This window comes from Pseudomonas sp. OTU5201 (assembly GCF_038440135.1).
GTDB classification, from domain to species: Bacteria; Pseudomonadota; Gammaproteobacteria; order Pseudomonadales; family Pseudomonadaceae; genus Metapseudomonas; species Metapseudomonas resinovorans.
In genome coordinates, this window is the sequence record NZ_JASATC010000029.1 from 58,366 (window position 1) to 81,759 (window position 23,394).

The 23,394-nt window shown below is 63.4% G+C and carries 17 protein-coding genes; 9 read left to right on the forward strand and 8 right to left on the reverse strand.

Features of this window, described 5'->3' with window-relative positions:
• Positions 1 to 122: 122 nt before the first annotated feature.
• From hyi to AAHM40_RS18275, 5 genes are all read left to right on the forward strand, one after another.
• Positions 123 to 905: a hydroxypyruvate isomerase gene (gene hyi, locus AAHM40_RS18255; RefSeq protein ID WP_342245899.1), complete on the forward strand. Its 783-nt coding sequence runs from the start codon at positions 123 to 125 to the stop codon at positions 903 to 905.
• 16 nt (positions 906 to 921) lie between these two features.
• A complete protein-coding gene (locus AAHM40_RS18260; RefSeq protein ID WP_028629734.1) occupies positions 922 to 1,812 on the forward strand; it encodes a 2-hydroxy-3-oxopropionate reductase in 891 nt (296 codons plus the stop codon).
• 403 nt (positions 1,813 to 2,215) lie between these two features.
• Entirely contained in the window at positions 2,216 to 3,496 is a 1,281-nt protein-coding gene (locus tag AAHM40_RS18265) for a glycerate kinase type-2 family protein (RefSeq protein WP_342245900.1), read from the forward strand.
• Entirely contained in the window at positions 3,486 to 4,901 is a 1,416-nt protein-coding gene (pyk, locus tag AAHM40_RS18270) for a pyruvate kinase (protein ID WP_342245901.1), read from the forward strand. The genes AAHM40_RS18265 and pyk overlap by 11 nt, the downstream gene beginning before the upstream one ends.
• A 144-nt stretch (positions 4,902 to 5,045) precedes the next feature.
• Positions 5,046 to 5,954 (forward strand): urea transporter, encoded by a 909-nt coding sequence (locus AAHM40_RS18275; protein WP_342245902.1) that lies wholly within the window; start codon positions 5,046 to 5,048, stop codon positions 5,952 to 5,954.
• 292 nt (positions 5,955 to 6,246) lie between these two features.
• Here the strand turns inward: AAHM40_RS18275 and AAHM40_RS18280 are convergent, their stop codons facing one another.
• From AAHM40_RS18280 to recQ, 6 genes are all read right to left on the reverse strand, one after another.
• Positions 6,247 to 8,370: a FimV/HubP family polar landmark protein gene (locus tag AAHM40_RS18280; RefSeq protein WP_446731589.1), complete on the reverse strand. Its 2,124-nt coding sequence runs from the start codon at positions 8,368 to 8,370 to the stop codon at positions 6,247 to 6,249.
• Between the two features lie 271 nt (positions 8,371 to 8,641).
• A complete protein-coding gene (locus AAHM40_RS18285) occupies positions 8,642 to 10,045 on the reverse strand; it encodes a DHA2 family efflux MFS transporter permease subunit (protein ID WP_342245904.1) in 1,404 nt (467 codons plus the stop codon).
• Positions 10,045 to 10,479, reverse strand: a complete 435-nt coding sequence (locus AAHM40_RS18290; RefSeq protein WP_028629728.1) for a MarR family transcriptional regulator — start codon at positions 10,477 to 10,479, stop codon at positions 10,045 to 10,047. The genes AAHM40_RS18285 and AAHM40_RS18290 overlap by 1 nt, the downstream gene beginning before the upstream one ends.
• A gap of 77 nt (positions 10,480 to 10,556) precedes the next feature.
• Positions 10,557 to 11,573, reverse strand: a complete 1,017-nt coding sequence (locus tag AAHM40_RS18295) for a DUF2804 domain-containing protein (protein ID WP_342245905.1) — start codon at positions 11,571 to 11,573, stop codon at positions 10,557 to 10,559.
• Positions 11,574 to 11,801: 228 nt separating this feature from the next.
• Positions 11,802 to 12,914 carry a GGDEF domain-containing protein gene (locus AAHM40_RS18300; RefSeq protein WP_342245911.1) on the reverse strand — a complete coding sequence of 371 codons (1,113 nt, stop codon included), beginning with the start codon at positions 12,912 to 12,914 and terminating at the stop codon, positions 11,802 to 11,804.
• 164 nt (positions 12,915 to 13,078) lie between these two features.
• Positions 13,079 to 15,202, reverse strand: a complete 2,124-nt coding sequence (recQ, locus tag AAHM40_RS18305; RefSeq protein ID WP_342245906.1) for a DNA helicase RecQ — start codon at positions 15,200 to 15,202, stop codon at positions 13,079 to 13,081.
• A gap of 144 nt (positions 15,203 to 15,346) precedes the next feature.
• Here recQ and AAHM40_RS18310 point away from each other — a divergent pair, with 144 nt between their 5' ends.
• The 4 genes from AAHM40_RS18310 to lapD all read left to right on the forward strand — a co-directional run bounded on the left by AAHM40_RS18310 (position 15,347) and on the right by lapD (position 19,055).
• Positions 15,347 to 15,934, forward strand: a complete 588-nt coding sequence (locus AAHM40_RS18310) for a YecA family protein (protein ID WP_342245907.1) — start codon at positions 15,347 to 15,349, stop codon at positions 15,932 to 15,934.
• Between the two features lie 12 nt (positions 15,935 to 15,946).
• Positions 15,947 to 16,348 carry a YbaN family protein gene (locus AAHM40_RS18315; RefSeq protein ID WP_036997579.1) on the forward strand — a complete coding sequence of 134 codons (402 nt, stop codon included), beginning with the start codon at positions 15,947 to 15,949 and terminating at the stop codon, positions 16,346 to 16,348.
• A 61-nt stretch (positions 16,349 to 16,409) separates the two neighbouring features.
• Positions 16,410 to 17,105, forward strand: a complete 696-nt coding sequence (lapG, locus tag AAHM40_RS18320) for a cysteine protease LapG (RefSeq protein WP_342245908.1) — start codon at positions 16,410 to 16,412, stop codon at positions 17,103 to 17,105.
• A gap of 3 nt (positions 17,106 to 17,108) precedes the next feature.
• Positions 17,109 to 19,055, forward strand: coding sequence for a cyclic di-GMP receptor LapD (gene lapD / locus AAHM40_RS18325; RefSeq protein WP_342245909.1), 1,947 nt, complete (start codon positions 17,109 to 17,111; stop codon positions 19,053 to 19,055).
• 190 nt (positions 19,056 to 19,245) lie between these two features.
• Here lapD and AAHM40_RS18330 read toward each other — a convergent pair whose 3' ends face one another.
• Together AAHM40_RS18330 and AAHM40_RS18335 are read right to left on the reverse strand one after the other, a co-directional pair.
• Positions 19,246 to 19,443, reverse strand: coding sequence for a hypothetical protein (locus tag AAHM40_RS18330; protein ID WP_446731590.1), 198 nt, complete (start codon positions 19,441 to 19,443; stop codon positions 19,246 to 19,248).
• Positions 19,444 to 19,596: 153 nt separating this feature from the next.
• The coding region (locus AAHM40_RS18335) for a DUF5801 repeats-in-toxin domain-containing protein (RefSeq protein ID WP_342245910.1) at positions 19,597 to 23,394 on the reverse strand (3,798 nt) is incomplete at its 5' end.

The window sequence follows — 23,394 nt, forward strand, 5'->3', positions numbered from 1 at the left end:
CTCCCCTCTCCCATTGGGAGAGGGGCCGGGGGTGAGGGATGTTCGAGGCGACTCGGTGCACCCCTCCCCCAATCCCTCGCCTATTCGTGGTGGGAGAGGGAGCTAGATTTGAGGAGACATTCATGCCCCGTTTTGCTGCCAACCTCTCCATGCTGTTCACCGAAGTGGACTTCCTGGACCGTTTCGCCGCTGCTGCCGAAGCCGGCTTCAGCGGTGTCGAATACCTCTTCCCCTACGACTTCCCGGTAGAGGAAATCCGTGCCCGCCTGGATGCCAACAAGCTGGAGCAGGTGCTATTCAACCTGCCCGCCGGTGACTGGGCAAAGGGTGAGCGCGGCATCGCCTGCCACCCCGACCGCGTGGAAGAATTCCGCGCTGGCGTGGACAAGGCCATCGCCTACGCCAAGGTCCTGGGCAACTCGCAGATCAACTGCCTGGCCGGCATCCGCCCGCAGGGCTTTGACTGCGCCACCGTCGAGCAGACCTTCGTGGAGAACCTCAAGTTCGCCGCCGAGCAGCTCCAGGCCGCTGGTATCAAGCTGGTGATGGAAGCCATCAACACGCGCGACATCCCCGGCTTCTACCTGAACAACACCAAACAGGCCCTGGCCATCCGCGAGAAAGTGGGCAGCGCCAACCTGTTCCTGCAGTACGACATCTACCACATGCAGATCATGGAAGGAGACCTGGCGCGCACCGTCGAGTCCAACCTCGCTGCGATCAATCATGTGCAGCTCGCCGACAACCCGGGCCGCAACGAGCCGGGCACCGGAGAGATCAACTACCGCTTCCTCTTCCAGCACCTGGACCGCATCGGCTACCAGGGCTGGGTCGGCTGTGAGTACAAGCCGGCTACCACTACCGTTGCCGGCCTGGGCTGGCTGAAAACCCATAACGCCATCTAAGAAAGAGGTACATCACATGGCCAAGATCGGATTCATCGGCACCGGCATCATGGGCAAGCCCATGGCTCAGAACCTCCAGAAAGCCGGCCACACCCTGTTCTTCTCCGAGCACTTCGACAAGGCCCCGGCCGACCTGCTGGGTGACAACGGCATCGGCCTGGCCAACCCGAAAGAGGTTGCCCAGGAAGCCGAGTTCATCATCATCATGGTTCCGGACACCCCTCAGGTCGAAGACGTACTGTTCCGTAAGGACGGCGTAGCTGAAGGCGTAGGCGCTGGCAAAGTCGTGATCGACATGAGCTCCATTTCCCCCACCGCGACCAAGACCTTCGCCGAGAAGATCAAGGCCACCGGTGCCGCCTACCTGGATGCCCCGGTTTCTGGCGGCGAAGTAGGCGCCAAGGCCGCGACCTTGAGCATCATGGTCGGTGGCTGCCCGAACGCCTTCGAACGCGCCCTGCCGCTGTTCCAGGCCATGGGCAAGAACATCACCCGCGTGGGTGCCAACGGTGACGGCCAGACTGCCAAGGTGGCCAACCAGATCATCGTCGCCCTGAACATCCAGGCGGTTGCTGAAGCCCTGCTGTTCGCCGCCCGTAACGGCGCCGACCCGGCCAAGGTGCGCGAGGCCCTGATGGGCGGCTTCGCCGGCTCCAAGATCCTCGAGGTCCATGGCGAGCGTATGATCAAGGGCACCTTCGATCCGGGCTTCCGTATCAGCCTGCACCAGAAAGACCTGAACCTGGCACTGTCCGGCGCCCGCGAGTTGGGCCTGAACCTGCCGAACACCGCCAACGCCCAGCAAGTGTTCAGCACCTGCGCAGCGCTGGGTGGTAGCAACTGGGACCACTCCGGCCTGATCAAAGGCCTGGAGCACATGGCCAACTTCTCGATTCGCGAGGAGTGATGTTTCGTAGGACGGGGCGGACGAAGCACTGCCCATCGAGCCGGCAGCTCCCGCGATGGCCAGCGCCCGCCCTCCCCGTCCTACGACCCCTTTCGACCCTCCTGATCCGCGGTGACACGGCGCCAAAGATCAGGAAGGTCGATTCCAGTCCCGAGCCGCTGTACGCGGCGGCTCGGGACTGAAATCGGCCTGAAGGCCAGGCATTGCTGATGCCTGGCACGCAGCACACAAAGGACCCGTTCAAGAGCGAGCGAGCTAGAGAAGAACAAGGCGAGAATGGCTGAAGACGCGGAGTTTACGAGCGGTAAATGAGCAGTCCGAAGCCATTTCTCAACGCAGTTATTCCGACGCGCAGCCAATCTTGAGCGGGTTCCAACAAGAATCCAGCGCCCCGGAGCCTGCCATGCCCCTCGATCCCAAAGCCTTCCTGCGCGACCTGTTCGCCACCGCCATCGCTGCTGCCCACCCCCGCCAGGTGCTGGCTGATCACTTGCCCGCCGATCGCTCCGGCCGCGTCATCGTCATCGGTGCTGGCAAGGCCGCTGCCGCCATGGCCGAAGTGATCGAACGTGAGTGGCAAGGCGAGATTTCCGGCCTGGTAGTGACCCGCTACGGCCATGGCGCCAACTGCAAGAAAATCGAAGTGGTCGAGGCCGCCCACCCGGTGCCCGACGCCGCCGGCCTGGAAACCGCCCAGCGCGTACTTGAGCTGGTCAGCAATCTCAGTGAGTCCGACCGGGTGATCTTCCTGCTCTCGGGCGGCGGTTCTTCCCTGCTCGCCCTGCCCGCCGAAGGCCTGACCCTGAAAGACAAGCAGGCCATCAACAAGGCCTTGCTGAAATCCGGCGCCGCGATCTCCGAGATGAACTGCGTGCGCAAGCACCTCTCGGCAATCAAGGGCGGTCGCCTGGCCAAGGCCTGCTGGCCGGCCACGGTCTACACCTACGCGATCTCCGACGTACCGGGTGACGAGGCTACGGTGATCGCCTCTGGCCCGACCGTGGCCGACCCGACCACGTCAGCCGAGGCCCTGGCAATCCTCGCCCGCTACGAGATCGACGTACCGGCCCACGTGCGCGCCTGGCTGCAAGACCCGCGCTCGGAAACCGTGAAGCCGGGCGACCCATGCCTTTCCCGCAGCCACTTCCAGTTGATCGCCACCCCCCAGCAGTCTCTGGATGCCGCCGCTGAGAAGGTCCGCGCCGCCGGCCTCACTCCGCTAATCCTCGGCGACCTGGAAGGCGAATCCCGCGAGGTGGCCAAGGTTCATGCTGGCATCGCCCGTCAAGTGGTGCTGCACGGCCAGCCGATCACGCCGCCGTGCGTGATCCTCTCTGGCGGTGAGACCACCGTAACCGTGCGCGGCAACGGTCGTGGCGGGCGCAACGCCGAATTTCTGCTCAGCCTGACCAACACCCTGAAAGGCCTTCCCGGCGTCTACGCACTGGCAGGCGATACCGACGGCATCGACGGTTCGGAAGACAATGCCGGCGCCATCATGAGCCCCGAAAGCTTCGCCCGCGCCGCCAAGCAGGGCCTTTCCGCCAGCGACGAACTGGACAACAACAACGGATACGGGTATTTCGCCGCCCTCGGTAACCTCATCGTCACCGAACCCACCCGTACCAACGTCAACGACTTCCGCGCCATCCTGATTCTCGAGAGCCCTGAAAATGACGCCTGACAAGAAAGTAAAAATCCTCGCCACCCTCGGTCCGGCGATCAAAGGAATCGACGACATCCGCCAACTGGTGGAAGCCGGCGTCAACCTGTTTCGCCTGAACTTCAGCCACGGCGAGCACGCCGACCATGCCCAGCGCTATCAGTGGGTGCGTGAGGTAGAGCGTCAGCTCAACTACCCCATCGGCATCCTGATGGACCTGCAAGGTCCGAAGCTGCGCGTAGGCCGCTTCGCCGACGGCAAGGTCAACCTGGAGCGCGGCCAAACCTTCCGCCTGGACCTGGATAACACCCCGGGTGACGCACGCCGGGTAAATCTGCCCCACCCTGAGATCATCGCAGCCCTGGAACCCGGCATGAACCTGCTGCTGGATGACGGCCGCCTGCGCCTGCAGGTGACCGCCAAGCAGTCCGACGCCGTAGAAACCACCGTGATTGCAGGCGGCGAGCTGTCCGACCGCAAGGGCGTCAATGTGCCGGAAGCGGTGTTGCAGCTTTCCCCGCTGACCGCCAAGGACCGCCGTGACCTCGATTTCGGTCTGGAGCTTGGTGTGGACTGGGTGGCCCTGTCCTTCGTACAGCGCCCCGAAGACATCGTCGAAGCCCGCGAGCTGATCCAGGGGCGCGCCTTCCTCATGGCCAAGATCGAGAAGCCATCTGCCGTGGTGCATCTGGAAGAGATCGCCCGCCTCTGCGACGCCATCATGGTTGCCCGTGGCGACCTCGGCGTTGAAGTGCCGGCCGAGAATGTGCCGCGCATCCAGAAGGACATTATCCGCACCTGCCGCCAGCTTGGCCGGCCGGTGGTGGTGGCCACCCAGATGCTGGAATCCATGCGTTTCTCCCCGGCACCGACTCGCGCCGAGGTGACCGACGTGGCCAACGCCGTGGCTGAAGGTACCGACGCCGTGATGCTCTCCGCCGAGACCGCTTCTGGTGACTACCCGCTGGAAACCGTGCAGATGATGAGCAAGATCATCCGCCAGGTGGAGAACGGTCCGGACTTCCAAAGCCAGCTCGACGTTAGCCGCCCGCAGGCCGAAGCCACCTCCTCGGACGCCATCAGCTGCGCCATCCGCCGCATCAGCAGCATTCTGCCGGTGGTTGCCCTGGTGAACTACACCGAGTCCGGCAGTTCCAGCCTGCGCGCTTCCCGCGAGCGGCCCAAGGCGCCGATCCTCAGCCTGACGCCGAATCTCCACACCGCGCGTCGCCTGACCGTGGCCTGGGGTATCTATTCGGTCGTCAACGAACGCCTGCACAAGGTCGAGGAAGTCACCAGCACCGCGCTGGAGATCGCCCAAGCCCAGGGCATGGCCAAGCGCGGCGATACAGTGGTGATCACCGCCGGTGTTCCATTCGGTCAGCCCGGCAGCACTAACAGCCTGCGGATCGAAACCCTGAACTGATGTAAAGCACGCTGAGCGACGGGGTCCAAAGAGAACCCGCGCTCCCCGCACCGGCCTCGATACCGGGCGTTAACAGAAATCCCATCTGGCCACCACCAGTTAGTCGGCGCCCTTTCACCGGGGCGCCTCTTTTTACAAGCTGCCATGTATCGACTGCCTCTACGACCCGAAGTCCGTAGCTGGGCGACTGCCCAGTTGAACGGTTTCAGCCAGATATTCCTCCAGCGCCACCCCGGTTGCGGCGCGCTGATCCTGCTCGCCATCGCCGCAGGCGCCCCCAGCCTGCTGGGGGGTGCCCTGCTCGGTGGTGCCGCTTCCTGGCTTACGGCCGTGCGCCGTCGCTTTGCCCCTGAAGACATTGAGGCCGGGCTCTACGGCTACAACGGTGTCCTGCTCGGCCTACTGCTCAGCGCCCGCTTCGAGCCTTCGCTCTACCTCGCGCTGCTGATCCTCTGCGCCAGCGGTCTGTCCAGCCTGCTGCTCAACCCCCTGCTCAAGGCGACGCGCCAACACAATTGGCTGCCGGCCTACACCTCGCCTTTCGTCGGCCTCGGCTGGCTGTTGCTGACCCTGAGTGGCCCGCTGGAGCTGACGCCTTCCCTTGAAGCCACCGCAACGCTGCATCCTGGCTGGATCGACACGTCGCTGGCGTTCGTGCGGGGCATCGGCCAGGTAATGTTCCTCGACCAACCCCTCGCCGGAGCCCTGGTGCTGGGCGCGCTCTTCCTTGCCGGTTGGCGGGTAGCGCTCTGGGCGCTGCTGGGCTCGATTACCGCGCTGGTTCTCGCCTTGCTTCAGGGCATGCCGATGCAGGCGGTACTGAGTGGCCTGTTCAGCCTCAATGGTGCGTTGATCGCTTTGGCCCTGGGAAAAGATCTGCGCCGTCCCTGGTGCGCGCTCGCAGGCATCCTGCTGGGCGTGACGCTGCAACCCGGTTTCGAGGCCATAGGCCTGCCAGCCATGACCGCCCCCTTCATCCTTGCCTGCTGGCTGGTGTTGGCCACCAAGCGGATGATCGGACTGGCACAGCCTGCACCGTCGCGGACGTTGTAGGCGCGAATTCATTCGCTATGTCTGCGTTAGCTGTTGCGAGGGACTTACCATCAGTCCAAGAGTCTTGTAGAAGCTGGCTTGCCAGCGAAACGGGGCCATTCGCTCGCAAGCCAGCTCCGACGGGCAATGCAGTTGCTTGCAACACGTAATGCAGACAAAGCCAATTCATTCGCCAAGCTTGCCGGAGGGCTGTCCATCGGGAGCCCTGAATGGACTGCATCCGATCTATGGAATCTCCCCGAATGAAAAAGCCCGGATCAAGTCCGGGCTTTTTCATTCAGGCTGACGCGTTTCAGGCGATCTTCGCGAGCAGGTCGCGCGCTTCCTGTTTCTGCTGATCGTCGCCTTCGCTGATGACCTCGTTGAGGATGCTGCAGGCCGCTTCGATACTGCCCTGCTCGATATAGGCCAGCGCCAGATTGAGTTTTATGAGGTTCTCCTGGCGAGCATCCAGCTTGTCCAGATCGTCCAAGCTGGCGATAGGGTCGACGAACTCGGCGGTGAGTTCGTCCAGGCTCTCAGCCTGGGCAAGTTCCGGCAACTCGCCGAACGGGCTGAGGGTGTCGGCATCCAGGGTCAGCTCGTAGACTTCCGGCAGCTCCTGAAGGTTGGTGGGGAAGCCCACGTCCTCGTCCACCGTCGGGAAGGCCTGGACCACAGGCGCCTTGCGCTTGGGTAATGCGGTCTTGAAGGGGCTGACCTGTTCCCAGTCGGCATCCAGCGGATAGCCGTCGAAGTCCGATTGCAGGCCATCGATTGGCTCGTTGCTTGCTGCTGCCAGGGTCGGTGTGGCTTCGTCCAGCACGAATACTGGATCTGTCGAAGCAGCCGCCGACGCCACGCCGACGTAGCGGGCACGAATGGCGGCCAGTCGATCTTCATCCGCGTGCAGCTCGCGCAGGGCCGCCTCTTCAAGGGTGAAGGCCACCGGCTCATGCAGCTCGCCAAGCACTTCCAGCAGGCGATAACGCAGCTCCAGGCGTTGAGGCTCCTGGGCGACAGCCGGGCGCAATACGGCCAAAGCTTCCCGCCAGCGGCCATAGGCGATGTAGATGTTGGCGCCCTCCAGGGCATCGGAGTGGGTCTTGGTACTTGGCACCGAGACAACCTGCAACGGCGCAACGGCGGCCGCGGCGAACACCGGAGCGGGGGCGACAGGTTGCACGTCCTGATGACGATGCTGGAAGGCCACCTTGGCCTTGCCTGTGGTCTGGGCTTCTTCCAGCTCCTGTTCCTGGGCTTCGCGACGGGAGCGACGCAGCAGCACCCAATCCAGCAGGAACAACAGAACCAGGCCGGACACCATGATCGCCCACCAGAAGGGGCTGATGCCGGAGCTGTTCTCCTGCACCGGCATCGGCGCGGATTGCTCGGCAGCCTGGGCGGAAGGGATCATTGCAGGAGCCGGGGACGGCTGGACTTGCGGTGCCTCGATAGCTGGAGCGGTGGTGATTTGCTGGACCTGGGTCTGCAATGCCGACATCTGCTGATCGCTGCCACTCAATTGCTGTTGCATGGCCTCAAGCTTGGCCTGCAACTCAGCAATATGCTGGCGCAGTTCAGCGCGCTCGGCGTCACCCTCGGCAATGCTGGAATCAACCCGCTGTTGGGCCTGGTTCAATGCTTCCAGGGTCGGACCGGACGGGGCCACGACGGCAGGGACTGGTGCCTCGCTCGGCGCGGCAGCCGGGATTATGGCGACAGGTGCCGGGGCACTGGCCAGCACGGCACTATCCGGCAGCAGCAGCGATTGGCCGGCATGGAGCAAGTTGATATCACCACCGGGGAAAGCCTGGGGATTCAGGGCGTAAATGCCGTCCAACATCTGCTGCTGGGTCACACCACTGCCCGAACTGAGTCGCTTGGCGATCAACCAAAGGCTGTCACCCCGTGCAACCTGGTAGTACTTGCCCAGCTTGGCGACAGGTGTCGACTTGGGTTCTACCGGCGCCACGCTCGAGGTTGCAACAGGCACCTCGCGGACTGGGTTGATCGGCGCAGCATTGGCGGTATAGGCGGAACCGGGCGGGTCCAGCAGCAAGGTGTATTCGCGCAGCAGCTTGCCATTGGGGCGGGCCACTTCGACGATGAAATTCAGATAGGGCTCTCGAACCGGCTTGTTCGACACCACACGGATGCGGCTTCCCGAGCCACGGATCATCGGACTGAAGCGCAGGTCGTTGAGGAAGATGAAGCGGTCGACACCGGCACGCTCGAAATCGTCGGCGGACGCCAGCCTGACCTTGATCTCGCTGTCATTGAGGTCGCCGACCTCAAACAACTCGATTTCGGCATCAAGTGGTTGGTTGAGGGCGGAGTGCAAGGTGATTTCGCCTAGCCCCAGCGCGGGCACCAGGCCTGAATAAAGTGCAGAGCCAGATGCAAGCGTCAGAAGGAGCTTGTGAACCCTTGCCATACGTCCTCCCCGGTCATTCGCACTCACGAATCACGCCTCTGATGTCCCGCCCGGGCATCCTCGAAACGTCGTGAAAACCTTGACCTCAAAACAACAATGATAGCGGGATGCCGCTCCCTATCCATCCCACTCAAGACCCATGGCGCCGGGCTTCTCGCTCCCTTGCCCGTCGTAATGGCAGCTGGCCACAGATCTGCGTTGTAGCTTACTCCACAATCCACAGAATTTCGCTATTGGGCTTGACAAATTTTTCGTCGTGCGATTTGCAACCTCACCTCTTTGCAGGACGCACGCCTCGCGCCGGCACTGCCGCCAGGAGGAAAAGCAGCGCAACCAGCCAGAAACTCTGCTCGAACGCGAGCGCTTCGGCCACGGCATCGCTTCCTTCGGCAGTGTGGCGCCACTCCAGGAAGAAGGTAAGCAGGTTGACCCCGAAGGCGCCTCCCAGCTGGCGGACGAACGTGATGGCGCCCGCGCCTAGGGCCAGTTCTTCCGGACTGAGGACATCCAGCGCCCCTGTGCTCATGGCCGGCAACAGCAACCCGAGCCCAAGCCGGCCAACACAGGCCCAACCACAGAGCGCCAGGAAGGATGTCCCCTCTCCCATCAGACCCAGTGCGGCCGAAGAGAGAGCGAACACCAGCAGGCCCACGACCAGCATGAAAGCAGCCGACAGACGGTCGCTGGCCCATCCACCGAGAAAAGATGCCAGCCCCAGCACAACGCCGGTCGGCAGCAGCAGGAGACCGGCCTGACCCGCGCTGTAACCCTCCACGGTTTGAAGGAAGAGCGGGATCAGGTAGGTAGACCCGTACAACCCCAGACCGAGCACCAGGGCGACCCAGCTGGCATTGCGGAACGCAGCATGGCGCCAGAGCTGCAGCGGCAGCAAAGGCTTCTCGCAGGCACGGCTGCGGTGCAGGAAAGCCGCGGCACATACCAGGCCGAGCGTCCCCGTCAACCAGGTGCTCGGCGCCAGCCAGCCGAAGCGCTGGGCCTCGGCCAGAGCGCCGAGCAAGGCGAAGAGTGCGATGCAAAGGAGGGCGAAAGCCCGCAGGTCCACGCCGGGTGTATTGCGGTCGCGAACACTGGGCATCAACCATTGCGCGCCCATTAGCGCCAACAAGCACAGCGGCAGCGGCAACCAGAACACCGCGCCCCAACCGAACTGGTCGATCAGATAACCGCCAATGGTCGGCCCCAACGTCGGCGCCACCATGATGCCCAGCCCATAGATCCCCAGGGCCAGGCCACGGCCCCCCTCGGAATAGACGCGGAAGATCAGCACCATCGCCAGTGGCTGAATGATGCCGGCACAGGCACCCATGACAATTCGCAGCGCAATCAGCTGCCAGGCAGAAGTAGCCACCAGCGCCAGAAGCGACGCCAGGCCGAACAAGCCGAGTCCGAGCTGCACCGTACGCCGCGCCCCCAGCCGCGCTTGAAACCAGGCCGCCAGCAGCAGGCCGGCCGTCATGGCTGCGAGGAATCCGGTGGCAAGCCATTGCGCCAGCGGCCGGCCGATGTCGAAGTCGTCCATGATCGCCGGCAGGGCGACGTTGATACTGGTGGAAGCAAGGATCATCGCCATGCTGCCGAGCATCAACAAAACCAGTAGCCATTGCGGATAGCGGGCACCGAAGCGCCCGTGCAGCGCCTCCAGGTCCTGCCCCATCAGAAGTTGTCCAGGTTCGCCAGTATCCGCGCGTGAACCTGCTGGCAATGGCGAAGTTCTTCTTCGTCGATACCGGCGAAGAGTTCCTGGCGCAATTGGCTGGAGATGGCTTCGATCTTCTCGATCAAGGGGCGAGCCGGCGGGCACAGGGCAATCTTCTTCGCTCGGCGGTCCTCGATGACGGCCATGCGCTGAATCAGGCCCTGAGCTTCGAGGCTGTCCAGCAGGCGGGCCAGGGTCGGGCCTTCGACGCCGACGCTCTTGGCCAGCTCACGCTGGGTGGGCAACTCTTCGAAACGAGATAGGTGCAGCAGCACCAGCCAACGAGCCTGGGACAGCCCGAGGCCGGCGAGACGACGGTCGAGCTCGGCACGCCAAGCGCGAGACATCTGCGCAAGCTGCATAGCGAAGCGGTGTTGATCGGGATAGGACATCGAAATTGACTCGGACTTCTTATACTAATAATTAGCCAGCTAATCATAGCCGAATGCCGCGAGCAAGCCCCCCTGCCCTACCACTTCACGTACTGGTCCTCGACGAAACCCCACATACGGGCGATTCGCACCGGCGGACGCCCGATCGGCCGCAGGGTGCCGCTGAAGCAGCCGAAGACCTGCTTGAAATTACTTGCAATGAAACCGAGGTTCAGCCGCTCCTGATGCAACCCCGCCCCCTCGAAAGTCAACGCCACCTGGCCATCATTCGAGGCGATGGTCCAGGCCTTGAGGGGCTGGTCACGATCGAAGGCGAAACGCACGGAATCGACTTTGAGCAGTTCCCCATCCAGCCAGAAACAGTTCTCGGTAAAACTGGTCTCGTTCACCCCGCAAGATAGGTTCAGTCCAACCCGAAGCCCATCGGCCAAGCCGGACAGGCAGGCCCAGTTCCAGTGGGTTTCCGGGCGCATATAACCGGCCGACCAATCGTGGTGGGCGAAGGCGCCGATCTGCCCGAGATCGAAGTTGCCCAGGGTACTGCTCACCTGACCCCGACAGGTGACACCCGCCACCTTCTGCGCATACACCCATCCATTCACTGCCGTCGGCGTGCAGATGCACATGGGCTGGAAGGCAGGCTCCCGCTCGCTGAATCGCGCATCGATGCGAGTGCCGTCATCCAACTCCACCAGAAGCCGCTTCTCCCCCGTATCGCCACGATTCTCCAGCCGCAGCAGGTTACGACCCTGGCGTAGCTTGCAGACCCCCTCGTCCGGCGTCTGGGAAAACGAGGTGCCCATCCCCAGCGGCAGCTTGAACTGGCGCTCGATCATGCGCCCACTGGCCGGATGGAAGAGATAGACGAAGCCGACCCCCACCAGGCTCAGGTCGGCCAGGGCGCAGCCGCCGATCAATTCGTTGCTGAGCAGGCCGAAATACTGGAACTGGTGGAAGCGGCGCCACTTGGCCAGCGCACCGAGGCGGCGCCCCATGGGCGAGCGGAAGTCGAAGTCGCGGTAGTTGATGACGCCCGGTGCGGCGGGAAAGATGCCGTAATGAGGTCGGCCATCGGCCTGGATCAGCTTGTCCATGCAGGTCGCTCAAGGCGGGAGGAGCGGCGATGCTAGCACCGGCCGCGGCCTTGGGCAGTCACGGCGCGCGCCATCCGGAGCGACGAATTGAGCTCTGCACGAAAAGTCGCCGAGCGAAGGCCAGGCCAGGCAAAAGTTGGTGAGGAAGCGGAGTTAACGACGGTTAATGAGAATTCCGAACCAAGATTTAACGACGCATGGCCGAGCGCAGGCAATTTTCGTCAGAACTCAGGCCACCACCCGATTGCGGCCGAAAGCCTTGCCCTCATAGAGCGCACGATCCGCGTGTTCATACAGCTCGTAGAGCTTGCCCAGTGGCATGCCTGGATTCGGATGAATGCAGGCAACGCCGATGGACATCGTCAACACCGGCGCGGTGGGTGACGCCTCGTGGCGAATGGACTGGCCCTCCAGTGCCGCGCGCAGTGTCTCGGCGCAGCGACGCGCCTCCTGTTCGCCGATGTCATAGAGCAGCACGGCAAACTCCTCGCCTCCCAGACGTACAGCCATGTCCAGGGGCCGGCGCGCGGTTTCTTCCAGCACCCGCGCCACTTGCTGCAGTACCTGGTCGCCAGCCTGGTGGCCGTAGCGGTCGTTGTACGCCTTGAAGTGGTCAACATCGCAGAGCAACAGCGCCAGCCCGTGCTTTTCGCGCTGGGCCTGGCGCCACAGGCGCTCCAGCTGACGATTGAAGCTGCGGCGATTATAGAGACCGGTCAGGCTGTCTTGATCCGCCAGGACCCGCATCAGGCGGCTGATGAGGAAGTGCTCGCGGGACTTGAATTCCAGCAAGTAGCAACCGACGGCGCCCGCCACATTGCCGAACAGCAGGAACAACAGGTTGCTGATCAATCGCGGCCAGGGCAGCCCGGCCCAGAGCTCCAGGCCCACATAGGCCAGCAGGATCACCAGCGAAACGCCCAAGGCCTCCACCAGCCGCAGCCCCACCAGGAAATAGGCAGCCATGCACACCAGCACCAGCCCTTCATAGGGGAATGACGGATCACTGCGATGGGCGATGGCTACCACCGCACCGGCGCCTATTCCCAGAGCACCGATACAGACCAGGCTCAGTGGCGCCAGCAGGTTGCGGTGGCGGCGCTGGAGCATCAGCACGCCGCACACCAGCAACAAGCCCAGCACACCCAGTCGCACGGCCAGCATCCACCAGCGCTCCTCGCTGCTGATCAGATAGAAATCGAGCACGGCGAACGCCAGCCAGATCAGCAGGCCGACACCCAGGGCAATGCGCTTGAGATCGAAATTCTCTTCGAGGAAATAGTCGCGGTACTCATGCTCCAGGGAGCGCGAGAAACGCAGATGCCGAAACCCCAGGGCCATTTGATCGGCGTAGGGATTGGGGCGGACGTCATTGAGCCAGGCAGTATTGCTGTAGGACACGTCTACCTCTTCTGTCGGAGGCCTCTGACGCACATTAGCCGGTCGTGCGCAGCGTCACAAGTTTGTCGCTCTATCCCGCCATATTTACGTCAGGCTCGAACCGATCAGGTCTCGAACTCCGCCTGCAGGGCCGCCCGCACGCAATGCAGCACGCCATCGGGCACCCGGCCTGCAAAGAGCTCGGCCACTTCTGCCACCGGCGGCAGCTCGCCTTCGCCGTCCAGGAAGGCATCCTGGATCTCGCCCAACAGCTCCTCCGGCAGGTCCAGCGCCTGCTCCAGGCTCAACTGCTGGCTGCCGATGGTTTCGGCCAGCAGGCTGTAGACATTCTTCTCGCTGCAACTGAGCTGACGGGCGATCTGAGCCGGGGTCATCCCCGCGCGGGCCAGGCTCACCAACTCGTGGCGCAGGTCGGCAACTGCCGGTGGCGCTTCCCCGGCACCGCTCAGTACCTCGAGGAAGGCCTCTCCATAGCGTTCCAGCTTGCGCGCACCCACACCGCTGACCTGGGCCATTTCGGACAGGCTACGCGGCTTGCTGCGGAGCATCTCCAGCAGTGTCGCATCAGGGAAGATGACGTAGGGCGGCACGCTGTGCTCTTCCGCCAGCTTGCGGCGCAGCGTACGCAAGGCTTCCCACTGCTCGCGCTCCTCGCCCCTCACCAGCTGGCTGGCAGCGCTGGCGGTTGGCTTAGGTGCCTTGGTCGACAGATCGCGGCGCAACTCCAGTCGCACCTCGCCGCGCAGCAGCGGGCGACAAGCCTCGGTCAATCGCAAGCCGCCGAAGCCTTCCAGGTCCACATCAGCCAGGCCGCGGGCGACCAATTGCCGGTAAAGGGTTCGCCACTCATTCTCAGACAGACTCTTGCCCATACCGAACACCGACAGGTGCTGGTGGCCAGAGGACCTCACCTTTTCGTTGTCACGCCCCAGCAACAGGTCGACCAGATGGCCGACGCCATAGCGCTGGCCGCTGCGGTAGATAGCCGAGAGCGCCTGGCGCGCCGGTTCGGTGGCATCCCAGGTCTGTACGCCGTCGGTGCAGATATCGCAGTGGCCACAGGGTTGGGGCAACTCCTCGTCGAAGTAGGTCAGCAGTGCCTGGCGGCGGCAGCGGGTTTCCTCACAGAGCGACAGCATGGCGTCCAGTTTGTGCTGTTCGATGCGTTTGTGGCGCTCGTCACCCTCGGAGTTGCTCAGCATCTGCTTGAGCAGCAGCACGTCCTGCAGGCCATAGGCCATCCAGGCATCCGCCGGCAAGCCGTCGCGGCCGGCGCGACCGGTTTCCTGGTAATAGGCTTCGAGGGACTTGGGCAGGTCCAGGTGGGCGACGAAGCGCACGTTGGGTTTATCGATGCCCATGCCGAAGGCGATGGTGGCGACCATGATCAGCCCTTCCTCATTGAGGAAGCGCTTCTGGTGGAACGCCCTCAGGTCGTTGGGCAGGCCCGCGTGATACGGCAGCGCCGGGAAACCCTGCTCGGACAGGAAGGACGCCACCTCCTCCACTTTCTTGCGCGACATGCAATAAACGATGCCGGCGTCGCCCCGGCGCTCGGCCAGGAAACCCAGCAACTGCTTGCGCGGCTGATCCTTGGCGACGATGCGATAAAAGATGTTCGGCCGGTCGAAGCTGGACAGGAAACGCTCGGCGTTCTGCAGGTGCAGTCGCTGGACCATCTCCTCGCGAGTACGCATGTCGGCGGTGGCGGTCAGCGCCATGCGCGGGACATTGGGGAACAATTCGGCCAACTGGCCGAGTTGCAGGTACTCGGGACGGAAATCATGCCCCCACTGGGACACGCAGTGGGCTTCGTCGATGGCGAACAGGCCGATCTGCAGCCGCTGCAGGAATGCCAACATTCGTGGCTGGACAAGGCGCTCAGGTGCGAGGTAGAGCAGTTTGATCTCGCCCCGGCGAATGCGATCGGCGATCTCCCGCTGGGCTTCAGCGGTCAGCATGGAGTTCAGCGCCACGGCCGGCACACCCAGTTCATCCAGGGTGGCAACCTGGTCTTCCATCAGCGCGATCAGCGGCGAAACCACCACTGTCAGGCCCTCGCGCAGCAGCGCCGGAACCTGGTAGCAGAGCGACTTGCCGCCGCCGGTGGGCATCAGCACCAGGGCATCGCCACCCGACGCCACACGTTCGATGATCGCGGCCTGGTTGCCACGGAAAGCGTCGTAGCCGAATACGTCTTTGAGGATGCGCAGTGCCTGATCGAGCATGGGGGTCTCCGGAACAAGCCGCGCATTATACGTCAGCCGCACCAGCAAAATGGCCACGCCCATCGCCCATCGCGCGTGCCTTTTGCCGCGGACCTCGCACTCGACTAGAATTCAGCGTCGTTTATCCCTCAAGGTAGTCCCACGATGTCCTTCGCTGCGCAATTGTCCCGCCTGCAAGCCTTTCTCGACGCCGATGACCTGCACGAGGAGGCTCTGGACTATGTGGCCACCCATGGCTACCTGACCGCCCTATCGATCTGCCCGGACCAGGTGCCCGAGCGTGAATGGATCGACGCCCTGTTCGCCGAGCCGCCGCACTACCGCAGCGACGCCGAGCGCGAAGAGGTCGAAACCACCCTGCTGGCCCTCAAGGCCCACATCGCCCGCCAACTGGCCAGCGATGAAGACCCCGAGCTGCCGTGCGACCTGGACCTGGGCAGTGACCCGGACGACTCCGATCTCCGCGGCTGGTGCATCGGCTTCATGGAAGGCGTGTTCCTGCGCGAAGAGGCCTGGTTCGAGAACGCCGAGGAAGAAGTCAGCGAACTGCTGCTGCCGATCATGGTGGGCTCCGGCCTGTTCGACGAGCAGCCCGAGTTCGCCGACATCGCCAAGGACCGCAACCTGGTGGACGAGATGATCGAGCAGATCCCCGAACTGCTGACCGCCCTCTTCCTGCTCTGCAACGCCCCGGAAGAAAAGCCCGCCCTGCTCAAGCCCCGCCACCACTAAGGCCAGGCGCGCATGGCGCACAGCGATATCCAGCAGCAGCGCCACCCGGCGCTGCGCATGGTCCTCCTGATCATTGGCTGGCTCAGCGTTGTGCTGGGCGTGATCGGCATTTTCGTGCCAGTGCTGCCCACCACGCCCTTCCTGCTGCTCGCCGCGGCCTGCTTCGTACGCAGCTCGCGGCGTTTCTACCTCTGGCTGGTGGAACACCCGAAACTCGGGCCCTGGATTCGCGACTACCTGGAAGGCCAGGGCATTCCCCTCAAGGGCAAGGTCTACGCCCTGGGCCTGATGTGGACCAGCATCACCCTCTCCTGCTTCCTCGTGCCCCTGCCCTGGGCCCGTGGCTTCATGCTCACCAGCGCCGTGCTGGTCAGCGTCTACATCCTTCGCCAGAAAACCCTGCGCAGCCACTGAAGCCCCGGCAGATCGCCGATTCCCGCCTAGACTCTGAGCATCCTGGGCGGAGAGACGGCTGATGCGGCAACGGTGGGCAGCAAAGGAACTGCGGAACCCCTCGTGGCTGGCATGGCAAGGCGGCTGCCTGCTCGCCGGTTTGCTGCTCTGCCTGGCCAGCGTGCTGGCCAACTGGGACTTCGAGCTGATCCTGCAGAACGCCTCGAAACGCTACGGCGACCTCGGCCCGGCCAAGGCGCGCATCCTCGCCTGGGGCGAGCTGATCCAGGGCAGCGCCGACCTGCCCGAGGCCGACAAGCTCAGCGCGGTGAACCGCTTCTTCAACCGCCAGATCCGCTTCACCGACGATATCCGCACCTGGCGCGAGAACGACTACTGGGCTACCCCGGTCGAGGCCCTGGTGAAGGGGGCAGGCGACTGCGAGGACTACTCCATCGCCAAGTACTTCACCCTGCGCCGGCTCGGCATCCCCGCCGAGAAGCTGCGCATCACCTACGTCAAGGCCCTGCGCCAGAACCAGGCGCATATGGTGCTCACCTACTACAAGACCCCGACCGCCGACCCGCTGGTGCTGGACAACCTGATCGGCGAGATCCGTCCCGCCTCCCAGCGCACCGACCTGCTGCCGGTGTATGCCTTCAATGCCGAGGGTCTCTACACCGGTGCCAAGCGCGCCGGTGATACCAAAAAACTGTCGCGCTGGCAGGACTTGCTGAAAAAGATGCGAGCCGAGGGCTTCGCCATTGGAGAGGGTTAGTTCATGTCGTTACTCAAGCAACTGTTCCTGGCCATCTGTCTGCTGCTCGCACTGGCCTTCGCCGGCAGCTTCCTCGCCGGAGTCGAAAGCTCCCGCGAGCAGTTGCTCAGCCAGTTGCGCTCCCATGCCCAGGACGCTGCGACGGCGCTTGGCCTGTCGATGACGCCCCATGTCGACGACGCAGCAATGATCGAACTGATGGTCAGCTCCATCTTCGACAGCGGTTACTTCGCCAGCATCCGTGTGGTGCGCATCCCCGATGGCGACGTCATTGCCGAACGCCGCACCACCACGACCAGCGAACAGGTGCCCAGCTGGTTCGCCCACCTGGTCGATCTGCGGCCCCAGGGAGGCGACGCGCTGATCATGCGCGGCTGGCAACAGGCGGCGCGGGTGGAAGTGCTCAGCCATCCCCAGTTCGCCCTGGCCAAGCTCTGGGACAGTGCGGTCGGCAGTTTGGCCTGGCTGCTGCTCTGCGGGGTGGTCAGCGCCCTGGTCGGTGCGTGGTTGCTGCGCACCCAACTGCGGCCGCTGGACAACATGGTCCAGCAAGCCGAAGCCATCAGCCGCCGAGAATTTCTAGCCCTGCCGAAAGTGCCGCGCACGCCGGAGCTGCGTCGCGTGGTACTGGCCATGAACCAGATGGTAGACAAACTGCGCAACCTCTTCGCCGAGGAGGCAGCGCGCAGCGAGCGCCTGCGCGAAGAAGCCTATCAGGACAGCCTCACGGGCCTGGCCAACCGTCGTCAGTTCGACATCCGCCTGGCCAACCAGTTGGTGCCCAACGACCAGAACGCCGCCGGCTACCTGCTGCTGCTGCGGGTCAACGACCTGGCTGGACTCAACCAGCGCCTCGGTGGTCAGCGCACCGACGCCTTGATTCGGGATATCGGCGAACTCCTCCAGGCACTTGAACAGAAGCGCGGCACCCCGGACTGGCTCGCCTCACGAAGCCGCGGCGGTGAATTCTCGCTGCTCGCCCCCGGTCTCAACGGCGAAGACATCGAGCACCTGACCGCAGAGCTCGCTGATCGCCTGGAGAACCTGCATGCCACTGGCGCCAGTGACCGCCGCCCGGTGGCCCTGCTGGGTATCGCCGCCTACCGACCGGGGGAAGACATCCATAAGGTCATGGGCCGTGCCGACCAGGCTCTGGCCCAGGCGGCGCAAAGTACAGACCGACCCTGGGTCCGCCTGGACGACTATGACGCTGCACCTGGCCAGAGCCTGCACGACTGGCGGGTCTGGATCGACGACGCACTCGACAAGGGCAAGCTGCGCCTCTACTTTCAGCCAGTGGGCCTCTGTACGAATACCGCGGAAATCCTGCACCACAAAGTGCTGGCGCGCCTGCTCGATCCTCAGGGCGAAGCCGTACCCGCCGGACGCTTCCTGCCCTGGATCGAACGCCTGGGCTGGGCTGCGCGCTTCGACCTGGCGATGCTGGAGCACAGCCTGGCACATCTGCAGCAGACGCCTTCTCCTATCGCCCTCAGCCTGTCTGCCGCCAGCCTGCGGCAGGGCGACAACCGCGAACGCCTGCTCGCGCTGCTGAAGAGCCATCCACAGCAAGCGGCGCTGCTCACGCTGGAACTGGATGAGCGCCATTTACCGCCAGCGAACGAGCTAGGGCAGATCTGCCAAGCGATTCGCGAAACCGGCTACAGCGTGGGCCTGCAGCACTTCGGCGGCCGCTTCAGCCTGATCGGCAACCTGGCCCACCTGGGGCTGGCCTACCTGAAGATAGACGGCACCTACATCCGCACCATCGACCAGGAAAGTGACAAGCGCCTGTTCATCGAAGCGCTGTTCCGCGCGACCAACAGCATTGACCTGCCACTCATCGCGGAAATGGTCGAAACCGAGGGCGAGCTGGAGGTGCTCAAGGAGCTGGGAATCCAGGGGGCCATGGGTCGCCTGATCGGCGCACCGGCGCCTTGGCATGAATAATCGGCCCTGCCTGTGATGATTGAAACACTCTGACTAGCCGGGTGAAGTGGCCGTTTCTGTAGCTGCTGAGCTTGCTAGCGCAACGATCGCGCTCGGACTGTTCGCGAGCAAGCTCGCTCCTACAGGTTCGGCGGTGAGCCCGGCGCAGGCGCACGAGCGTTGGCTTTGCACGCGTCCAGGTGCAGCCCCCTCAATACGGCAAGCGCGTCTCGTCCGGCACCAATCCGCCCAGTCCCTCAACCTGCGCACGGGCGTCGGCACGGTGCTGGAGCTTGTGACGAGCAGGCTCCGGTAGGTCGGTGTAGTTCATCAAGCCCCGGCTCACCAATACCTGCACGAGGTCCTCGATCACCCGCACCAATTCCAGGTCGGAATGCTGCAAGGACATCAGGTGGTCATGCAGGCTGCGTCATGCTCTCGAAGGGCTCGTGCTCCACCCGCAGCACTCTTCCTTTTTCGTCGCGTTGCACGAAAACCATGGTTCCCTCCCCCTCTGCCCTGCGGGGCCAGACCCGCCCTGGGGGCGGGCCTTCGCTACCGATCAGGCATCCACCTTCAATGAACCGTCATCGAGCATGTGCGAAATCACCGAGGCGGTATCCGGCGCGCTATACGCGGCCATCAGGTTCACCCCTTGCAGCACGATGGTCTGTCCTTCCCCGCCCGTCGCGGCCGCGTTGCTGTCTACCGTGATGGTGGTGTTGGCACCGAAGGCCATGGTCAGGTAATCGTCCAGGCTAGCTACATTGCTGTGCTCGCCACTAAGCAGTTGCGACAGGTCCAGCTTGTCCACCCCCGGGTTGAAGCCGGCGATGGTGGTGACGCCACTGTCGCCAGGCAACCACTTGAAGGTGTCCGTCCCGGCGCCGCCACCGAGCAGGTCGTCGCCGCCATTGCCAGCGAGGATGTTGTCGCCGTTGTTGCCGGTGAGCACGTCATCGAAGCGCGAACCCAGCAGGTTCTCGATGTCGATGAGAGTATCCAGGCCTCCGCCGCCGGTGTTCTGCTGGCCAATCAGAGCCAGATCCACTGCAACACCCACATTGGCGCCGTCGTAAGACACCGTATCGCTACCGGTCCCTCCGTCCATCACATCGTTGCCCAATCCCCCTACCAGCACGTCATCCCCCGCCATGCCGGAGAGATGATCACTGCCACTGGTCCCCTGGATCACATCACGGGTTGGGGTGCCTACGAAGGTGCTGCCCGCCTCCATCGTCACATGCAGCGACTGGGTCGAGGTGGAGTCACCGTCTGCGTCCTTGATACCCACCTGGAAGTCCAGTTCGGTATCGAGTGTATTGCTCTCGGCGGTGATGAAGCCGATATCCGAAACCTTGAGTACATCGTTATCGGTATCCGATGAGCCAAAGCTGGTTCCATTGGCTACATTCGAGGCGCCGCCGCCCCCGAGCGCCGAATTGAAGTTGATGGCACTGGAGGTGGTGATGTCTTCGACGCTGGTGAGTATCTGTGCGCCGTAAATCTGCCAACTCTCGCCGGACGCATTGAAGTCGTTGCTCTCGATGACGATGGCCCCGTCATTATTGCCCAGGGTGATGCCGTAGGCAGCCAGTGCCACACTATTGGCGGTCATGATGTCACTGTTGCTCACCACCAACGCTCGCGTGGTCTTGGTTCCGCCCGCACCGATCAGCTTGAGCACGACAACCAGGTCTTCATTGCCAACCCCGTCGAACTTGAGGAACATCCCGGCCGCTCGGGCAGACGGCTCGACGCCGAGGTTGCCCTTGGGATTCGAGGTGTAGAAGTTCAGGTCCAGCACTTCGCCCTTGCCCAATGTGTCTCCGCCCACGCCATTGTCCAAGTTGCTCACGCTGACCCATGAGGGGCTCTGGCTGAACAGCTCGCCTTGACTGAAGACCGACGTGTTGTCCGTGCCGGCCCGCAGGTTAGCTTCGTCGGTGCCGCTACCGGGCTCGGAGTAGCTGGTGAACTGGACGTAGAAATCGTTATTCAGCTCCACCACCGACACCGTCGGCTGGGTATTGTCCGGTACCGTACTGTTTACCTCGTATCCGGAGATGCTCAGCGATGTGCTGGTCTTGAAGATGGTGAAGCCCTGGATCGGCTCATTCAGCGACACCGTGTAGGTACCGTTGGTCTTATCGAACACCAGCGTACCGGCAGCATCATCGAGTGCTCCCGGGTTGGCCGGATTCGGCGCATACCGGAAGCTGATATCGAAGGTTGCTGTCGAGGCGGTTTCGGAAACCCAGATGACAGCAGTCGACGAAATAGCGCTACCGCCGACCGTGCCGCTGAGACTGATGGAGGTGAAGTCCGAGTCCGTGGCCGAGAAAGGCCCACTGCCGCGGGTATCCGCACCGGTGCTGTAATCGAAGACGCCAGTCGCTCCACCGGGATTGCTGCTATTCGAGTAGACCAGGTTCGAGGTGGCCAGGATTGTCGGAATATCGTCTTCCACCTGGATCAGCAGATCTCCTGCCAACGGCAGGTTCCCGCTGCCATTGCTCGCCTGGAGGGCCCCTGTCAGATTCAGAGTGAGAATCTGGTCGTCACCACCCGCGCCGCCGGGATGGTCCAGCGCGCCCAGCAAGGTGAAGGTGTAGCTGCCATCGCTACCCACCTGCAGGGTGAAGACGGTGTCCGCATCGGCCTTGGCGACCAGGGTGTCACCCTCGCGTGAGTAGGTGACCGCAACGCCATCGGACGTCAGCACGGGCATCGCCTGCGGGGTAGCGGTCACGCTGAACTGCGCGCCAACCGGGGTGCCGACCAGCAGCTCGCCGAGATTGCCGGTCACCACGGTCGTCTGCGCATCACCGTCGGTAATGCCACCGGGCAGCTCGTCCTCGTCCACGCGGCCAATCACTGGCGAAGCGTCTTCGATCCGCACCGTCAGCGAGGCGCTCGAGGGGTCGCCGTCCTTGTCGATGATGCTATAGGTGAAGGTCTCGCTGGCGTCGGCCAGCACATCGTTCGACGCGACGTAGCTCCAGGCGCCGGTGGTGAAATCGAAACTCAGCTTGCCGCCGCCAGGTGTGGTGATCGCACTCAGCACGTTGCCGGACAGACTGCCACCACTGCTCAGGCTTATGCTGCCGGCGCCATTCCAGGTGTAGGTGGCGGTACCGATCTGGATGGATTGGATGCGGCCCGCACCATCAGCACCGAAGGCATCGTCATCACCGCCCCCCACTGCGTTGTCGCTACCCAGCAGGACGTTGCCGGACACCACGTTGAAGTCCTGGCCACTGCCTTCGGCCACATCGGCACTATCGTTCTTCGCTTGCGGTGTATCGTCATCGACCTTGATATCCAGGGTGCCGTCGGTGGAGTCGCCGTCCTTGTCGGTAACCTGATAGGCCAGGGTAAAGAGCTGGTCGTTCTCCTGATCGCCCAGCGCATGCTGGATGGGTGCGAGCTGGGTCACCCCGTAGACACCAGTGGTGCTGTCGAGGGTTACCTCAATGACCGTGGTAGTGCCCTGTTTGATCAACAAGGTGGTGCCGGACTTCACATAGGTGAAGCCGTCAGGCGCGCCCGTGGTCAGCCACTGGACATCACCAGCGCCATCGGCACCGAAACCGAACCCGACGCTACCCGTGGCATTCGCCGAGTCAGGATCGTCGCCGGAGCCATTCGGAATTCCGCCAGGAAGGGCGTCGTCATCCAGTTGCACCATGACATTGCTGGTCACCGTCGGAGCGGCGTCGCGGAAGCTGATGGCGCAGCCCAGGTCGAGGGTCGCGCTGTCCTTATCGCCGTCGCCATCGGTAATGGTGGCGGTCAGGGTGATCAGGTCGGCACTGGAAAGACCAGCCACCTGGTCAGGGCCGCCGTCCGGCGAATGAATGATCGCGCGCTGCTGGTCCAGGGTTACCGTGCCATCGGCAGCCACGCTCAGGCGGAAAGCCACCTGCCCGCTGCCGCTGACCAGGCCGACGATGTCCGAACCAACCTTGGACAGCAGGATGCTGTTGCCCGTCGCGGTGTCCTTCAGCCCGCTGTCCACACCCGCAGATTTCACATCCAGGCTGTAGGTGATGGCGTTGCTGACGGCCGCTCCATCAGCGCCGAACACCGTCGTGAAGGCCCCGGCGAAGCTGGTGCTGGCATTGAGGCTAAGGTTGGTCTCGTCCACCTGCACGCCCAGGGCGCCCAGACTCTTCACGCTGATATCGGGCACGTCGTCGACGATGCTGACAGTCAGGGTGCCGGTGCCGGTGTTACCGTTGGCATCGACCACCTGGAAGGTGAAGGTCTCGGTGAACTGCAGGTTGTTGCCGTTGTTGCCCGGATTGACCTTGGGCGCGGAGAGCAAGGTATAGGTGTACGAGCCGTTGCTGCCGAG

Excerpts from the sequence above, each read along its gene's own strand:
- lapG (WP_342245908.1), top strand. The coding sequence starts at position 16,410 with ATGCGGCAACGGTGGGCAGCAAAGGAACTGCGGAACCCCTCGTGGCTG.
- AAHM40_RS18280 (WP_446731589.1), bottom strand. The coding sequence starts at position 8,370 with ATGGCAAGGGTTCACAAGCTCCTTCTGACGCTTGCATCTGGCTCTGCA.
- AAHM40_RS18310 (WP_342245907.1), top strand. The coding sequence starts at position 15,347 with ATGTCCTTCGCTGCGCAATTGTCCCGCCTGCAAGCCTTTCTCGACGCC.
- AAHM40_RS18290 (WP_028629728.1), bottom strand. The coding sequence starts at position 10,479 with ATGTCCTATCCCGATCAACACCGCTTCGCTATGCAGCTTGCGCAGATG.
- AAHM40_RS18295 (WP_342245905.1), bottom strand. The coding sequence starts at position 11,573 with ATGGACAAGCTGATCCAGGCCGATGGCCGACCTCATTACGGCATCTTT.
- AAHM40_RS18300 (WP_342245911.1), bottom strand. The coding sequence starts at position 12,914 with ATGGCCCTGGGGTTTCGGCATCTGCGTTTCTCGCGCTCCCTGGAGCAT.
- hyi (WP_342245899.1), top strand. The coding sequence starts at position 123 with ATGCCCCGTTTTGCTGCCAACCTCTCCATGCTGTTCACCGAAGTGGAC.
- AAHM40_RS18260 (WP_028629734.1), top strand. The coding sequence starts at position 922 with ATGGCCAAGATCGGATTCATCGGCACCGGCATCATGGGCAAGCCCATG.
- AAHM40_RS18275 (WP_342245902.1), top strand. The coding sequence starts at position 5,046 with ATGTATCGACTGCCTCTACGACCCGAAGTCCGTAGCTGGGCGACTGCC.
- AAHM40_RS18315 (WP_036997579.1), top strand. The coding sequence starts at position 15,947 with ATGGCGCACAGCGATATCCAGCAGCAGCGCCACCCGGCGCTGCGCATG.
- lapD (WP_342245909.1), top strand. The coding sequence starts at position 17,109 with ATGTCGTTACTCAAGCAACTGTTCCTGGCCATCTGTCTGCTGCTCGCA.
- AAHM40_RS18265 (WP_342245900.1), top strand. The coding sequence starts at position 2,216 with ATGCCCCTCGATCCCAAAGCCTTCCTGCGCGACCTGTTCGCCACCGCC.
- AAHM40_RS18285 (WP_342245904.1), bottom strand. The coding sequence starts at position 10,045 with ATGGGGCAGGACCTGGAGGCGCTGCACGGGCGCTTCGGTGCCCGCTAT.
- recQ (WP_342245906.1), bottom strand. The coding sequence starts at position 15,202 with ATGCTCGATCAGGCACTGCGCATCCTCAAAGACGTATTCGGCTACGAC.
- AAHM40_RS18330 (WP_446731590.1), bottom strand. The coding sequence starts at position 19,443 with ATGTCCTTGCAGCATTCCGACCTGGAATTGGTGCGGGTGATCGAGGAC.
- pyk (WP_342245901.1), top strand. The coding sequence starts at position 3,486 with ATGACGCCTGACAAGAAAGTAAAAATCCTCGCCACCCTCGGTCCGGCG.